The 15725-nt window shown below is 55.7% G+C and carries 13 protein-coding genes; 2 read left to right on the forward strand and 11 right to left on the reverse strand.

The window, feature by feature from the left end:
- The 5 genes from AR456_RS09140 to AR456_RS09160 form a co-directional block, all read right to left on the reverse strand.
- Positions 1 to 2040, reverse strand: coding sequence for an RHS repeat-associated core domain-containing protein (locus tag AR456_RS09140; protein ID WP_056932998.1), 2040 nt, complete (start codon positions 2038 to 2040; stop codon positions 1 to 3).
- A 413-nt stretch (positions 2041 to 2453) separates the two neighbouring features.
- Positions 2454 to 3203 carry an Imm52 family immunity protein gene (locus tag AR456_RS20945; RefSeq protein ID WP_162148473.1) on the reverse strand — a complete coding sequence of 250 codons (750 nt, stop codon included), beginning with the start codon at positions 3201 to 3203 and terminating at the stop codon, positions 2454 to 2456.
- Positions 3204 to 3228: 25 nt separating this feature from the next.
- The gene (locus AR456_RS09150) at positions 3229 to 3990 is read right to left on the reverse strand and encodes a Tox-REase-5 domain-containing protein (protein ID WP_021817709.1); all 762 of its coding nucleotides are present in this window, start codon (positions 3988 to 3990) and stop codon (positions 3229 to 3231) included.
- A complete protein-coding gene (locus AR456_RS09155; protein ID WP_021817708.1) occupies positions 3990 to 4349 on the reverse strand; it encodes a hypothetical protein in 360 nt (119 codons plus the stop codon). Before AR456_RS09155 ends, AR456_RS09150 begins: the two co-directional genes overlap by 1 nt.
- Positions 4346 to 4873, reverse strand: a complete 528-nt coding sequence (locus AR456_RS09160; protein ID WP_021817707.1) for a DUF4123 domain-containing protein — start codon at positions 4871 to 4873, stop codon at positions 4346 to 4348. Before AR456_RS09160 ends, AR456_RS09155 begins: the two co-directional genes overlap by 4 nt.
- Before the next feature lie 3 nt (positions 4874 to 4876).
- Here AR456_RS09160 and AR456_RS21255 point away from each other — a divergent pair, with 3 nt between their 5' ends.
- On the forward strand, positions 4877 to 5122 hold the full coding sequence (locus AR456_RS21255) for a hypothetical protein (RefSeq protein WP_155829155.1): 246 nt from the start codon (positions 4877 to 4879) through the stop codon (positions 5120 to 5122).
- Between the two features lie 12 nt (positions 5123 to 5134).
- The gene (locus AR456_RS09165; RefSeq protein WP_021817706.1) at positions 5135 to 5365 is read left to right on the forward strand and encodes a hypothetical protein; all 231 of its coding nucleotides are present in this window, start codon (positions 5135 to 5137) and stop codon (positions 5363 to 5365) included.
- A 181-nt stretch (positions 5366 to 5546) separates the two neighbouring features.
- Here AR456_RS09165 and AR456_RS09170 read toward each other — a convergent pair whose 3' ends face one another.
- From AR456_RS09170 to AR456_RS09195, 6 genes are all read right to left on the reverse strand, one after another.
- Entirely contained in the window at positions 5547 to 6536 is a 990-nt protein-coding gene (locus tag AR456_RS09170; protein WP_021817705.1) for a PoNi-like cognate immunity protein, read from the reverse strand.
- A gap of 16 nt (positions 6537 to 6552) precedes the next feature.
- Entirely contained in the window at positions 6553 to 7962 is a 1410-nt protein-coding gene (locus AR456_RS09175) for a hypothetical protein (RefSeq protein ID WP_021817704.1), read from the reverse strand.
- Positions 7959 to 8909: a hypothetical protein gene (locus AR456_RS09180; protein ID WP_021817703.1), complete on the reverse strand. Its 951-nt coding sequence runs from the start codon at positions 8907 to 8909 to the stop codon at positions 7959 to 7961. Before AR456_RS09180 ends, AR456_RS09175 begins: the two co-directional genes overlap by 4 nt.
- On the reverse strand, positions 8902 to 11736 hold the full coding sequence (locus AR456_RS09185; protein WP_021817702.1) for a type VI secretion system Vgr family protein: 2835 nt from the start codon (positions 11734 to 11736) through the stop codon (positions 8902 to 8904). The genes AR456_RS09180 and AR456_RS09185 overlap by 8 nt, the downstream gene beginning before the upstream one ends.
- 381 nt (positions 11737 to 12117) lie before the next feature.
- The gene (locus AR456_RS09190) at positions 12118 to 14271 is read right to left on the reverse strand and encodes a site-2 protease family protein (RefSeq protein WP_021817701.1); all 2154 of its coding nucleotides are present in this window, start codon (positions 14269 to 14271) and stop codon (positions 12118 to 12120) included.
- 77 nt (positions 14272 to 14348) lie between these two features.
- Entirely contained in the window at positions 14349 to 15722 is a 1374-nt protein-coding gene (locus tag AR456_RS09195; protein ID WP_021817700.1) for an efflux RND transporter periplasmic adaptor subunit, read from the reverse strand.
- Between the last annotated feature and the right edge of the window lie 3 nt (positions 15723 to 15725).

The following is a 15725-nucleotide window of genomic DNA, read 5'->3' on the forward strand; positions in this document are numbered from 1 at the left end:
CTAAAATGAGTTTGGGTACATTTCTTTATTAAGAGATATCAGGTCTTGTATCGCTGAGTTTGGAGCATTGGTATAGTTTCTGAGGTCTCTTACATCCTTGGCCAAAAGCTCACGAGGACTTCCTGAATACTCTCCTCTAAGTGTTGGTATCGCTCTATGTTCAGCACTAGGAACTGCCATTGAAGGAGCCGTTTTCAGGTCATAGCCAGGAATCACCTGTCCTGCTGGGTGCTTCTGAGCGACATGATGAATATCGAGCCCATCACCAACTTGGGAACGGCTCTGTAGATCATCAAATGCACCAACTTCATACGCACTACAATTACATTTCGCCAACCCCAACGGATCCACCCATCCGGTAGGATTGGGCGCGTACATATACAGGTTCTCACCACCCATCAGGCCGATGGGATCCTGGGTGATGAAGCGTCCTATCTCGGGATCATAGTAGCGGTGGCGGTTGTAGTGAAGTCCCGTTTCCTCATCATGATACTGCCCCTGGAAGCGGAAGGGGTTGTCGGTGGTGATATTGTCGCTGTTACCATCATTGGCCTTGCGTAGCTGGCCCCAGGCGCGGTAGTGGCCAACCCAGGCGAGGTTGCCATCGCTGTCGGTGACTTCCAGTGGGGTGCCGAGGTGGTCGGTCTGGAAGTAGTAGAGCGTTGGTTCGCTCAGGCGATAGTCGGTGTACAGCACCGTACCGCTGCCGGTCGCCTGAGGCACGGCTTCGTAGCGGGCTTCCAGTTTGGCCGCCGGTACGAAGCTGCCTGGTTCGAACAGGTAGCTGACTCGGCGCTGCGGGGCCATGGCCACGGTATCCAGCCGATGCAGGCGTTTGGCGATGGGGGTTGATCGTTGGCGCTCGGGGTTCTCGCGTACCAGTTCCAGCGGATCAGAGGGCCACATACTCGGGAGTGAGCCCTGAAAACTCTCTTCGCTCTGCAGCAGGTCGCCATCCCAGGTGAATACCGTCAGCTCAGGCAGCTTGCCCTGGTGTTCAACCTGTTTCCAGATACGCCGTCCGAGGCTGTCGTAGGCATATCGAGCGCGGGTCTCGGGTTCAGCGGTATCGCCCGCAGCGGGGGCCTGGGCGTAATGGGCTGCTTCGATCAGACGATGCTCGGGATTGTAGCGGTACTGCCAGGTCGCGCCATTAGGCGAGATACGTCGCACCAGATTGCCGAAGTCATCGTAGTGGTAGTGGGTTCCTGCATAGCGCTTGAGCAGGTTGCCCATTGCCGGGGAGAGTTTCGGCGCATTGGGATAGTCCACGCGAATATGCTGGTGGGGCTCACTATCCAGGTGATCACTGGTCCGCTCGCCACGCCAGCGCGTGGCATCGGTATAGTCAGTATCGCTGCTGTCCTGCGGATCGATCAGGTTGCCCGCGGGATCGAAGGCAAACTGTTCCTCCAGTCCGGGTGCTGCGGCCTTGCGCAGCCGTCCCAGCGGGTCGTAGCCATACTCGGTGTGACCACGCAGACTGTCATCGATGGCGGTCAGCAGGCCATTGTCGGCATAGTGCCACTGGCGTTGAATCGTCTGGCCCTGGTCGCCGGGCTTGATCTGTTGCGCAATGAGTCGTCCGGCAGGATCGTAGCGTGATTCGACCAGGCGGCCGCGCTGGTGACGTCGGACTTCGCGATGCAGGTCATCCCGTTCGAAGCCAATCAGCTCCTGCTGGTTGAGTGCCATGGCATGTACATGGCCAGAGCCGTAGCGCAACCAGGCAATCTGCTGGCCGTCGGGGAGGGTAGTGGTCTCGCGATTGCCCAGCGCATCGTGAGTGTGGCGGGTTACGGCGCTGTACTCACTGCCGTTGGGCAGTTGGTGGCGCTGCACTTCAGCTATCAGGTTGTCGGCGGCGTCGAAGTGGAAGTGGGTCTCACTGCTTTCGTTGGCCGCGCGCACCAGATGACCAAGCGCGTCATAGGCAAACTGAGAGGACACCGGCAACAGGCCGGGGCGCTGGCTGTGACGCTCCAGCAGGCGTCCCATGCTGTCACGCTTGAAGGTAGTGACCTGGTCGCCCTCATGCATCTCGAGCAGCGCACCGGCGGCGTCGTACTTATAGGTCTTGCGGCGTCCGTCGAAGCCTTGCTCCTCGATCAGGTGGCCGCCACCGTCATAGCGGAAGCTCCAACGGTTGCTATTCTGGTTGGTCAGGTGTCCTGGTTGCTATAGACAGGAATACTGTCAGGGAGAGTATTACCTGACAGTGAAAAATGCATTGTGAGTATATTGTGAAAGAGCTATGGCCGGTGATTAGTGTTTTTATTGACCTTTTTTTGGAAGGAGGCCGCTATTGGATAGTGCAGCCTTGATGGCTTGGCCCAACTCCATATGTGAAGGGTTTAAGTTCATCGCAATATTCACGAGTTTTTACCAGAAGAGTGCCTGTATCTGGGATATACTCATCATGAGCGAGAAAGGGGAACGCTCCAGTCAAAAGGTTATCGGGCCTCTGGCAGAAGTCCAAGTTTATTCAGCGCTACCTCCGCTGCTTGGCTTGCTTCAATATGCTCAGGGTTGAGAATGCTGAAGCGATCTTTTGTGGTGACAATAAGTGTTCCGATATCTGGAAGGTATTCATCATATGCAAGAAAAGATAATTCTCCTGAAATGTCAGCACCAGGAACGACTGCCATCCATCCAATTCGATGTCTATGAGGAAATACTGCGTAGTCAATATAAGCTGAAGGACATGCGTTTAACCAAATAGGTACTGTGACGCCAGAGATTGATTTACATATTCTTGTGAATGCTTCCATCTCTTTTTCTGAAGGAGCATCTTGCAATTCAGTCACTTCCAAATGAAAGCGTGCTGGCCTCCTGTCGGTTCCTCCCGTCAAACTGCTGAATGCAACCAGCGAGTCCTCCCTTTCATTTTCTGGCCCTTTCGCCGGAATGCGCTTGGACCATGCACGGAACCTTGCCCCTTTTACATCATTTCTAGATACGTTATTTCCTTTGGACTTTTTCCTAAGAACACTCGATATCACCTTCTCTTTTTCTTTAATTGCATCAAAGTACACTACTTCATCTGGAGTAGCCTTTGCGAGATAGAACCAGTTGTCTAATGCTGGATCTATTCCTTTTATGGATTTGTTAAAATCTAACCATGCATTATAGACGCTGTCTGGATCGGCGTGATTCATGTCCTGATTGTAGAAAGACATAATGTTCATGGTTGCTTGTGGCATTCTCTCCTCCGTATAATATGCATGATTACCTTGGTGTACCATAATAAGACATGCTATCTGAGTATGGGTAGAAATGGCAGTCGACTTCTATTAATGATAACCTAAATGACTTTTGGAAATATTGGTAGGTAGGTTGGGCCGAAAAATACCACCTTAGGCTTGCTGTCGGCCTATTGTCTTCTATGGTCATTGACTGCTCATCGGCTTGTTCAAGGAAAGCATCTAGAGATTCCTCCATGAAAGGAACGTTTCCAGGCTCCCAACTGCCATCATTAGCTCTTTTAAGAAAACTATCGTATCCTTTTTTAGCCTCTACTAATGTACAGGAATAAGACCAGAATCCATCAAAATCCACGCCATTGTACTTCCACTCCTGGATTCTTCCTTCGACCATGCTGAATGTGGGGTTCCCACCCATATTAGCTACATATAGCTGATAGAAAACCCAGTCACCACCGCCGGTATGGTAGTTTCGGTTAGCAGGTTGAAAAATGTATCCGTCTCTAGGCTTGCAATCATTGCAGTCTTCGCACTCTTCTGTGCGCGCATCTGTTGTTGAGCCGGGAACGGGGCGGGCATCCTCGTTCGTGGGGTTGGCAACTCCCTCTAGAGACGCTTCTCCAACAACATCTCCAGTAGCCTCGATATCCTCAACGTCAATATCAGTATCAGTAGTGGCGTCACCCAATATTGCTCCTGCACCCGCAGCAGTACCCGCACCTGCAATTCTTCCTGCTATTTTTCCTATGCCCCAACGAACAACGAAACCAGCGGCGTGTGCTACCATCAGTGCCTCCCTGCATTTGGATTAGCTGGGCGGAACGCCAGCAATGCGAATAGGTCCTGAGCCACCAAGTCTGGTCTATCAGGTGTTTCCTGAAAGTGTTTCTTTACTCGTGAAGCATCTCTGAGAACGGGCATGCTCACACTGTACAGCATGTACTTGAAGACAAGCTCCCGCTTGGATAAGCCGACTTCAATTGCAACCGCATAGCCTTCATTCAAGCGTGAGGCCAATATGCCATGCCCCAGTTTCTGGTGAATGGAGGGTAGCTTGTGCTGATAGAATAACAACGCCTCCTGCACCATGCTTTGCTGGTCAGGCAGTCTCATCTGCCTTTCCTGGTCCTGTGTCAGTTCGATCATATTGGTGTTCCCTGCGAATCAAACACATGTCGCTGCTGGCCCACATTGACACTCCAATACTGTACGGGACCAATCAGTTCTTTTTTCTGTTCTTCATCCAATATGTCCATCAGCTTCATCCACACATGCGGATCATAGTAACGAAGCATCGCCAGGTCGCCATTTGGCAAGCGCATGTCCATCTGGGACTTGAGATGGCTGAAAGGAGAGGGTGTTTCTTCGTTGGACGTCCACAACCAGGCAAAAGCGGGCACTTGCTGGTCGAGGTCAATTACCTGATTTCTTTCGGTGGCAGACAGGTCTCCCCAACGGATCAGGTGAGGAGCAATGTGGGAAAAGCCTTCCTCAGGGGTGCCCTGAAACAGGCTAAGTGTGCGCTGTTGCTCATGAAGCCTCAGTATCAGTCGTTGTGTCAGTGGCGAAATAGACAGGTCGACCAATAAATAGCCGTCAAGCTGCTCGGCATTGGCCTGTGATAACAATCGAATTAGCCTTGGGTCGGCCTGCATGTGCAAGTGATCCATCACTTGGCCTCATCTAATTTACTATCGCTTCAGGAAAATGGTGCCATTCTTCGCTACATCCAACAGGCAGCTGTAGCAGATATGCTCTGGAGTCAACCAATCATCGCAGGTATAGTTGGCCAAATGATTCTTTGCGATTTGACAGAGGCGTTCATGTCTAAATTAGGTGCGGCGATTCTCCTGGTTCTATTTTCTTCTAATGTATCTGCAATGGTGGATGTCTATTCGGGAACCATTACTATCGAATGAGAAAACCTTATATTGACCAAGTGTGATCTTGGCAGCAGTCGATTCATACTGATCAGCCAGCAACGTGAGAACCAGTCATTGATTGATCAGTTGCCAGAAGAGATCAGTGTTGAAGGTAAGCAGGTGACGGCCAGTGTGTTGGGGGAGTATGCAGGAATGCAAGGCGAATACATGCTGATCGTCGATGAGTTTAAAAATGTTCAGCCAGGTTCGTGTCATCTCGAGGATGCGCTTGTTAGGTAGATAAGGTTACTTGCATATTTTCGGTAAATACAATGTTTGGTATCCGAGCCGCTTTCTCGGTATTAAATGTGCCACGCACTGAGCAAGGCGATACCACTGTTATCCTTCGGGTCAATCGGGGTGCCCGCGATAGGACTTGACGACCCCGCCATCGCTGACGGGGCACTGTGCAAGCTGTGTGTCAATCGCGAAAACTGATCCAGAAGTGCAGATGGTTCGGGTTGAGATCGGAGTGCTGTGGTCCTGGCAGTGTTTGACCTTTTTCCAGTACGATCTCATCGCCAAGTAGATTGCTTTTCCAGCGTGCTGTATAGGGTGTAACTGCACCGGGCAGCAGAATGTCATGACGTTGCTGATCGGTCATCAATGCCGGGTCCAGCAGTTTGTCATAGCCCTGTTGCCGAGCATGATCGACCAGATCCTTCGGGTAGTACTTCATATCCCGGTAGCTACTGTCATCCAAGTCGTAAAGCAGGGTGACGAGCCCCGCCTCGAAAGCCCAGTAGCCGAAGAAGGTTGGGAACCTTCCTTTATGTCGTCCGTACCAGTAGCAATCCTCCATACCCTGGTACCAGCTCTTTAGATACTGTTTGACATAAACTTGACGCTCTTCCTTAGGGCGGGAACTATCGCCTAGAATGGCTTCATAAAGCGCACCGTAAGATTTGGGAAACTCCAGCTTGGTGGAAGGCGACAGACCCAAGATTCCCAAACGTCCCATCAAGGCATAAAGCAACGGGTCTTCCCCTTCGCCATCCGGAGCTGGTGAATACCAGCGTATCAGCTCGGGTAAACTTTCGGTTTGACCGGTCATTACGACAAGACTAAAGAACCATAGGTAGTATTGGTAGGAGTCTTGTTCCCAATACAGCATCAGATTGTCAGGAAAGACTGTCTTGTGCTGGCAATAGGAATCCAAGCATGATAAGAAAATTTCCTTGACGTCATCAATGTTTTTTCCCGCGGAATAGCTGAGTATCGTGTACTCCATTAAGTCAGTAACTTGGCCGCGACTGATTCTCTTTCTGGTAGCAAGATCTTTTGATGAGTCAATTATAGCGTCTTCTTTTTTCTTGTTATTCAAAACGCGATTCAAGAAAAATTTTTCTTGCTCTTCAAAAACTTCACTTGTCAGTAGCGGATCGCGTTTGATTTGAGGGAAATGATCCATCACTTACTCCATCAGCTTATAGAATCGGGATAGAGCCAATCGAATTGGCGGCGTCATCCAGCTTTGAAATCCCAATCACTTGGCCTGATTCATCCACCATCATTAACCATTTTTCATAGCCAGATAGTGCGACTTCATCCCCCATTCCACGATCCAGCGCATCTGGCAATCGGGCTCGAACCCACTCATCACTCATCTGCTTTCCTGAGCCTTTGGTCATAGGCAGCAATCGATCACTAACTGTACCATCACCATCAATATAGCGGCTCTTTCCATCGGGGCCGGTGGTGCGGAACTTGGTCTCCGTTACAACATAAGGCGGCGGAGGGTTGGTGTTCTGGTAGACACCATCAATACCACGGCCCCTTGGCCGATCAGCCAATGAACGCACTTGCCGGTCTTCCGGCAGCAGGTTGGTAAAGCCGCGATCCGCCATATGGCGGTCGGAGATGATTTCGCCAAATAGGCCCTTCTGGGCATTGGTCATGCGCCGGATAATAGCAGGATCTGGTGTGTTCAACGTATGGTCGAGCGGATGAACTGCACGAGTACCTGCATGGGCATTGAAGTTGGGATGCATCCTGTCAGCTTCGTGCCGGAGAGAAGCCTGGATATTGTCCAACATGTCGTCCAGTGGCCCCATGGCGCTTTCCATCTGAGGTCTGGCCTGTCCTTGGATACGCCGTACAACATCTAATGCCTCATCCAGCCAGTTCGCCATAGCAGCTGTCAGTAGCCATGAGAATCTGCTGCGAACTTTCTCGATCTCTTCCAGTGCGCTGGTCAACTGGCGCATCAACACGTCAACAGAGAGCATCTGCTTGACTTCGTCGATGGAGTTGGCGGCACGGTTGAGTATGCCGGCAAGGTCGATTCTGCCAACCAGACGCTGCACCTTATCGGCGTGTATGAAGCTGGCAATTGCGGGAACCGCGCGACCGATGGCTTGGCCAATGCCTGTACCATGGCGAACATAGAGGAAGGCGATTTTCAGTACACCCTTGACGGCTGAGCCAAGGATTGGGATCAAGCCTACCAATGTCAGCATTAACGCAAGCCAGGCAGCCTGATTGGAGGTGTCCTGGCGCAGTTCCTTGCAGTTGGCGACAACATCCCGAACGTCCAGTAGCTGATCAACGACTGGAATCATTCCCAGCGCAGCATTGGCTGCGATCTGTCCCACTGTCATGTTGGGATTGAAGTCGCCTTGCAGGGTTTCCATTATCCACTGGAGGCTCCAGATCGAAACATCTTCCTCCAGATCCTCGGATTCCCTGGGTAATTCGGCCGCGTGCTCTTCCAGGGTTCGGTGAATCACTGCATCAGCAGCTTCCTCGCTTTGCGCTGCTTCTTCGAGCTTGTCGTACAGGCCGATATAAACAGTGTTACCGACCAGGCCATCCTGGCTTGTGTTGATTTCCGTCATGTGGACAACTCTCCCAGAATGCACTTGAGGTTGGCTGACAGGTTAGCTATTGACTCACGGTGACGTTCACGGAATGTGTCAGGTGACACATTGCCGAAGGTTCCGGCAAGTGTCTCATCCAGTTGATCCGCCATTCGCAGAAGGGCGGCCTTGATGCCCTCCAGTGTCGCCATGGTGGCAGCGCTGGAGTCCGTGAGTTTCGTTGGGGCTAGCGCGCGTACGGAACGGGCCATCATCAGATGAGCGTCCCACCACTGATGCATGAAAGGGGTCATCTGCTTGTTGGCCCACAGTCGAATGTCCTCGACTTGTGTCAGCCATGCATCAAAGGTCTCCAGCACCCTGCTGATCGATAGCTCTGCCTTGAGCAGGTCAATGGCATCGGCAGCGCGCCGTATGGCAAGGGAAGGATTGACTGGCCCCATCAATGACTGGCTATTGGGTGCGGCGATGAAGCTGGCGATGGAGCGAGTCCCATCAGCGACAGCATTCCCAACGTTGGATTTGCCCTGTGTATGGATGACGGCAAGTTTCAGTATTCCCTTGGCGGGAGACGCCAGGATCGTAGACAGGCCTACCAGTGTCAGCGCTAATGTTACCCAGGCTTCGGGATCTTCGGTATCGTGATGTACCAGCCGACAATGGGCAAACAAGTCACGAGTATCCTGGAGCTGGTCGACAACTGGAATCAGCCCCAAGCAAGCATCGCCAGCCAACTGAGAGTCAGATGCTGTTGAATCCATTTCGCTCTGCAGGGTTTCCGTTACCCATTGCAGTTCCTGGATCAATCGAGTTTGCCTGGGTAAGCCCGCACCATGCTGTGTCAGGGTATGGCGAATAACATCACGGCATGACTCAACCCCTTGTACGGCTTCGCTGAGATGTTCGTACAGGCCAGTAAAGACGATGTTGCCGACCAGTCCTGCCAGTTCGCTATCATCAGCCACGCTTAGGCCCTCTCAGGATGCGATCCAACTGGCTGGACAGGTTGTCGATAGGCTCACGAGACTTGTCCTGGAAACTTGGCTGATCCAGGTAGCGGACCTCTGCACGGCCGGGCGGTACATTTTCCAGGCGTGCAAAGCCCTGGTCGTCCAGTGTGCCTTCCCGGACAGTGTTATCACTCAATACCGCTCGGTAGGGGGTATGCGGGATAGGCTGAAGGTCACCATCAAGGTGCTCGAATTCCAGCCACAGTGGCGGATTGTCGGGTAGATTGACCAGTGGGGCACTCATGGCTGTCGGCCCACCAAACTGATGCTGTGAGCCTTTGACGTCGATCTTGCCCGGGGCGTGAACTTCGATATCACCGCCTTTGATCCTTACATAGGCGCCTGCACAGACCAGCAGGATTTCCTCGGCGGCGGCGAGGTCGATGCTCTTCTCGGTGGAGGTGATCTTGACGTCCTTCTCGGCGGTCAGCTCCATATTGTCGCTCTGCGCCTGCATCTCGACCTTGCCCTGGGCGGCGAACAGTTTGATGCCGGCGCGCTGTACGAACATCGACAGCTTCTCGGACAGGGTGGCGACCAGGCTCCTGCCGGTGGCGAGATTGATATCGCGACCGCTGGTCACGCTCAGTGAATCACCCTGCGCGAGGTGGGTGGATTCCGGTGTGCTCAGTGCGATACCTGCCGGGGAGGCAGCATGCAACCAGGGAGCCTCAAGCTTTGCGGCTTCACCCTTGCCGCCCTGACTGGCAGTGCTTGCGCTGCTGTCGTCAAAGGAGGAAGTGCTTTCAGCCGAACCATAGCGGCCCTGAGCGTCTTCTTGTGCCTGCTTGAGGTTGGTGCGGGCATCGAGGGGCTCGGCATTGTGGCTGGTGGCGCTGTCGCTGAGGCTATCGGATAGCTGCCAGGCGCTCTGTAATTGCTGCCAGGCCGGGGTCATGTCGAGCTGCTCGCCGTTGGCTCCAATCTGGCCCCAACTGGTCAGCAATAGGCCTTGATTGGCGCGTACCGCGCCATAGGCATCGGAGCGCAGTTCGAAACCGGTGCCGCGGAAGGCGCCACGGGTATTGCCCTGTTGGTCGATCAGGTAGCCGAGGTTGAGCTGGCTCTTGCTGTGCTCGGAACTGAGACGCACGCGCTCCTGGTCGGTGGCATCATCGAACACCAGTTCATTGAACTTGCCACCGCGATAGGTCTTGGTCTTGAAGCCCGACAGCAGGCCATTGCTGTGCCATTCGGGCGTCTGATCGCCGTTGTAGACTCGACCGGTGATGATCGGGCGATCCGGATCACCTTCCAGCCAGTCAACAATCGCTTCCTGCCCAATACGTGGTACGAACACGCCGCCCCAGCGGCCGCCCGCGTTGGGTTGAGCAACACGTATCCAACAGCTGGTGTGGTCGTTACGTTCGCCGAGGCGGTCCCAGTGGAACTGAATCTTGACCCGGTTGAGGTGGTCAGTGTGGATCTCCTCGTTCTCGGGGCCGACAACGGTGGCTGTCTGGGGGCCGCCGATGACGGGGCGAGGGTGGTCAAGAGAGGAGCGATAAGGCTGGCTGAGACGCTGCGCTTCGAAGTCCACCAGGTAAAGGCCGGTGCCTGCCTGCTGATAGTCCTTGTGACGGTGACTATCCGCCTGTTGGTCATCCAGCAGGCCATGGGCTCGTCGCGCAGCTTCAATACTCGCCTGCAGGCTGCCGGGCAGTGTCTTGAGGTGAGCAGACACCGGTAGCGCGTTCTCGGCATGAACTCTGAGGCTCAACACCAGGAATTGACGCTCGCTCTCGTCGCTTCTGTTGTTGATACCCGAGGCATGACGGGCGTGCTGGCTGAGCTCGAACCATTGACCCGCCTGCAATTGACGTGCGCCGCCGGAACCGTGGAAGCGTTTGGCCTGAGATTCCAGTGCTTCAAGACGGTTGAGGGTCAGGTGTTCGCCGCGATCATGATCAAGGTAATAGTACTCGCCGGGGTAGTCGTAGACCTCCATGCTCGGCAGGTTACCCTGATCGCGGACGGTCTCCATGCCGGTGCGCTTTTCCAGGTCTGGTTGTTTGTAGTCAAAGGTGCCGAGGCTAACGCGGGTGGGTTGCTGCCGACGAACGCCGCTCCATTGAGTAATCGAGTCCTCGCTCTCGGTGGCGTCCTGGCGGTGAAAGCGAATGGTTTGAGGGGCTACGGCAGCGCAGGCCTCGGGATCGTCGGTGAAGACAATACGATGACCGGAGAAGTCATCGTCTTCGCCAGCATATTCGGCAAACCAGAAGATGCCTTCCTGCTCGGCCAACCGGTTGATGAAGTTGAAGTCGCTCTCACGGTACTGCACGCAATAGCTGCGAGCCGGGTATTCGCGGCGTAGGTCGAAACGCCATTGCACCGTGCTTTTGCCCATGGAGGAAGCATGCTGCTCGAAAACGTCCTCGAGAATATCGACGACATTGCGGTCCTGGAAGATACGGCTGTCGCGGCCCAGCTTGAGCATTGCCAGCCACGGCACAAGGGTGAGCTGATAATAAAAGACGCCACCATCTTCGCCGAGAAGCGACGCTGACTCCACCAGCCCGGAAACTCGGCGATAGCTACCGTTGGCCTGGCGAAGGGACAATTCGGCAGGCTGGGCCATCAGTGTCTTGAGTTCGATGTCACCGTTCTGGGAAATGCAGTCGAGGGTATAGGTGGAGGGCCGTGAAAGGCGCTCTTCGCCGACCAGTCGGTGGGGAATGAAATCGCTGCCCGGCAGTTGCAACTGCAGCAGACGTTCATCCTGGGTCAGGGTGACGTCGAAGGACTCGAGGATATTGTCCAACAGGTTGAATTCTTTCATGCCGCGCTCCCTTCACCATTTGCGGAGATCCATTCCGTATCCTCAGCACCGTGCGCGTCAGCTATAGGTGCGGCACAGTTGCGCAGGATTATGCTGCGACGGTTCTACTGTTCTATTACCACTGCTCTATTACTACTGTTTCTTCACTCTTCCTTCACTCTTTCAGCTATTTCGTACCCGGCGCGAAGACTATTTCGCCATTGCCCATCAATGCGATGGCTGACAGTCACTGGATACCGTCAGCGCTTTCCCTTCGCATGACGCCATGCATGTGGGAAGAACCGGAACATTATGCCCAGGCAACGGCAATTATGCAGAGCTGATGCATGGCGCGGCAAACTCTGCTGTGGCAATTCCCGCGATAAAATGAATGGCCCGCTATCAAAAACCACTCTCGCGTACTGCGACGGCAGCGATCCAGGTGCCGAGGCGGGCGGCCAGACTCTGGCGTTCGGCGTCGACGTGCAGGCGACCTCGGGCTTCTCGTGTTTCAGGCCATGGGCTGTCAATGCGCGCCTGCACGGCGAACAACGGTTGTTCCAACTGCAAGGGTTCACCATTACCGCCGCTGTCCTGCTGTGTCTTGAGCACTCCGCCGTGACGCTCAGCCAACATGGCTTGATTCAGAATGCGGGTGCGAGATGGAGCGATACGCACCAGTTCACCTTGCAGCGGTGTTGTCTGTCCCTCGATGAAGAAACGGACTGGGCTGCCAACTTCCAGGCGATGCACGTCCTGCTGGTCGATATATCCTTCCACTACCCAATGTTCGGGGTCGATCAGTACGCCCAATGGTTCTCGTGGGCTCAACCACTGGCCCGGCAATAGCTGTTCGTTGATGCGTTGCCAGCTGCCGGCAAAGGGCGCTGAGAGATGCAGGCGGGTGATTTCGCGCTGGTGGGCTTCGATGTTGCTGAGACTGAGCAGTCGCCGGGCCTGGGCGGCACTAAGTTGAGCCTCGCCCTTGGGGTTGGCCAGCAGCCCGGTCAATTGGGCATCGATATTGTCGAGCTCGACCTGTTGTGCCGCAAGGTCGAGGCCGATATCCGGTTCGACAAGGCTGACGAGTGCGGCTCCCTTGTCGACCTTTCCGTCGTCATGGCGGCGCTCGAGTTTTGCCGGCATGGGCGCGTAGTAGGTGATGGCTCGGGCGGAGTGGATCACGCCAGGGCCTCCGACGCTGGTCTGCCAGGGAATGAACAGCAGAGCGGCCAGGCCCATGGCAACGAGCAGCCAGGCAAGGCGGAAGCGACCGGGAACCGCTTGGCGCTGAGACCACCAATGCGAGAGTTCCTGGGTGACTGGACGCACGATGAACCACAGGATCTCGACGACAAACAGGATGATTCCCAGAGCCTTGAAGAACAGGGCATAGACAGCCACGGCAATCCCCAGAAACAGCACCAGACGATATAGCCAGGTGGCGAAGGCAAACAGCACAAGGGCGCGCCGGTGTGAGCGTGAGAAGGGTTCTGGCCAGCTTTCATCCAGTCCCAGCAGGTTGCGACGCAGCCAGCACCGTGCCTGCCCGCCAGCACGTTCGTGCAGGTTGGGAAAATCCAGTACATCGGTAAGGATGAAGTAGCCGTCGAAGCGCATGAAAGGGCTGGAGTTGAGCGCCAGCGACAATACCCAGCTGGTGGTAGCGAGATACAGCAGGGCGCTATTGAGTGCCCCCGGCTGAGTCATCACCCAGCCGAGCGTGGCGAGCCCGGCCAGCGCCAGTTCGGTCAGTATGCCGGCCGATGAGATCGCCAGTCGCTGCCGTGAGCCCTTGAGTTTCCAGCTTTCGCCGGTATCGGTGTAGAGCATCGGCCACAGCACGATAAAGGCGACGCCCATATGCGCAACCTTGACCCCAAGGCGTGTTGCCACCAGCGCATGACCGAGCTCATGCAGCGACTTGGCCACCACCAATGCGCAGGCAAAGCTGACCAGCCCCGACAGCGAGAAGGCCTCGACCACGGCGTGGGTGAAGCGATCCCAGCGTTGGACCACCAGCAGGATGCCGAGCAGGCCCAGCAGCAGTACCGACACCACGCAGGCACGGGTAAAAAGCCAGGGAAGGGCACGTGCCATGCCTCGCAGCGCATGCTGTGGACGCACCAGCGGCAACCGGAAGAACAGATAGTTGTGCAGCCACCAGCTTGCCTTGAGCCATGGTGAACGCTCGTTCGCCTGGGCGGCAAAGCGGTCGACGGTGGCGATATCCGGACGCAGCAGATGATGCGTGTCGAGAAACTCGACCATCGAGAGAATCTGATCGACATCCGGCTCCAGGGCAGTCTGGGCCTGGATCTGATGACAGATGCGCTCGGGGCTTTGTCCCCAGCGCCGCAGGATCTCGAACTCCAGCCAGCCAATCCGAAAGAAGCGATTGGTGACCGGGTCCTCGATGCACCAGGCCGGCTCACCATCACGCTCATGGGCAACTTCGACCAGATGCAGGTCGTCACGCAGTGGCGGCACTGGTTGCTGAGTACGCGGGTCCGCTTCGCTATGCTGGGACGCATCGGACTGTGACATGCTGATCATGTAGTTCTCATCAAGCAGTTCTCATCAAGCAGTTCTCATCAAGCAGGTCTCATCAAGCAGGTCTCATCAAGCAGGTCTCACCATCCCGTCCAGGCACGTATTGCGGAGATTGGTCGACGCATCAAGTAGTAGCCGAGGCTGACCTGTTCACCATACAGTCTGGCCGTGCCGTAGAGGCCCAGTCGAGCGTGCGCGGCATCATCCTCGACGCTGGCCACCAGCCGGTAGGCGGAGACACCATTGTCGTCCGGCCTTGCCTGGTAGTTGGTCTCGGTGATTACGCCCTTGATTGGCTCAAGGGGGTAGGCGGTCAGGAACAGGGTGACCTCGCCACCAGGCTCGAGGGCGATGGCATCGGCGACGGCCAGTTGCACCTCGATTTCTGGTTGCCCGGGGTCGGCCAGCTGCAGGATACGCTCGCCGGTAGTCACCGGGCGGCCCTGCCAGTCGTCCTCATCACGATAGATGGCAACACCGGCGACTGGTGCGCGTACCAGGGTGCGTGCCAGTTCGGCCTCCACGGCCTCGAGTTCGGCCTGGCGTTGCCCGCGTTGGCCACGCAGGCGGGTGAGCTCGGCAAGGCTCGAGGCATCGTCAAAGGCGAGGCTGCTGGCGGCGCTGAGTTCGGCGTCGGCTACCGCAAGTTGTTGGCGCAACACCTCCGAACGGCTTTCGAGGCTGGTGGTGTCCAGTCGGAACAAGGGAGTTCCCGCGCTGACAGTCTGGTTGGGGGCGACCAGCATTTCGGCAACTACGCCATCCAGCGGACTGGTGACGAGCCTGCTCTCGTGAGAAATGATCTGTGCCGGGGCCAGAGCCGATTGGCGCACCGGAATGAACATGGCCGCCACGACGGCGATCAGTATCAACCAGGCAATCCGATTTCCGGGGATGCGCCACTTCTTGCGTTGTGGCTCCAATGCCTGCCAGCAGAAAGCCCAACAGTTGGCGAGTCCAGGCATCTGTTCGCGCAGCGCCTGGGGAGGGGCCTGGTCAAGTAGAAAGATCGCGAGCCCCAGGCGTTGGCCGTCTCGCGCGTGGAGCGGGACACACCAGAGCACGGATGGCCACCACTGCGCCCAACCGTCGGCGATGTCGTCGGGTAGTTCGAGTTGTTCGCGTGACAGCACCCGTGGTGCGCTACGCGGTAGTTGAGGATCGGGCTGTTGGCTATCGAGCTGTTGAGTTTCCAGCCAACGTCCTGCACGTTTCAGCCACTGTAGATACGGCGTTTGTTCGCGCGGCGTAGCAAGACCTGACACGCAAGCGACCTGAATGTCTCGGCCAGAGGTGTTCAGCACCACGGCCTGCCGAAAGCGCAGCAGCGGGTAGGGGTCGTTGGCGATGGAGAACGCCAGAGCCGCCGAGGATTCGGCGGCCATGGCGCGATCACGCAACGCCGTCAGCAGCGGAGCCAGCGATGCCGGACTGGGTTGTTCATGTGCACTCATGTT

Source organism: Halomonas huangheensis (assembly GCF_001431725.1).
Classification (GTDB): Bacteria; Pseudomonadota; Gammaproteobacteria; order Pseudomonadales; family Halomonadaceae; genus Halomonas; species Halomonas huangheensis.

Coding starts and splice junctions, on each gene's coding strand:
- AR456_RS09140 (WP_056932998.1), bottom strand. CDS start 2,040: ATGCATGAGGGCGACCAGGTCACTACCTTCAAGCGTGACAGCATGGGA.
- AR456_RS20945 (WP_162148473.1), bottom strand. CDS start 3,203: ATGCCACAAGCAACCATGAACATTATGTCTTTCTACAATCAGGACATG.
- AR456_RS09150 (WP_021817709.1), bottom strand. CDS start 3,990: ATGGTAGCACACGCCGCTGGTTTCGTTGTTCGTTGGGGCATAGGAAAA.
- AR456_RS09155 (WP_021817708.1), bottom strand. CDS start 4,349: ATGATCGAACTGACACAGGACCAGGAAAGGCAGATGAGACTGCCTGAC.
- AR456_RS09160 (WP_021817707.1), bottom strand. CDS start 4,873: ATGGATCACTTGCACATGCAGGCCGACCCAAGGCTAATTCGATTGTTA.
- AR456_RS09170 (WP_021817705.1), bottom strand. CDS start 6,536: ATGGATCATTTCCCTCAAATCAAACGCGATCCGCTACTGACAAGTGAA.
- AR456_RS09175 (WP_021817704.1), bottom strand. CDS start 7,962: ATGACGGAAATCAACACAAGCCAGGATGGCCTGGTCGGTAACACTGTT.
- AR456_RS09185 (WP_021817702.1), bottom strand. CDS start 11,736: ATGAAAGAATTCAACCTGTTGGACAATATCCTCGAGTCCTTCGACGTC.
- AR456_RS09190 (WP_021817701.1), bottom strand. CDS start 14,271: ATGATCAGCATGTCACAGTCCGATGCGTCCCAGCATAGCGAAGCGGAC.
- AR456_RS09195 (WP_021817700.1), bottom strand. CDS start 15,722: ATGAGTGCACATGAACAACCCAGTCCGGCATCGCTGGCTCCGCTGCTG.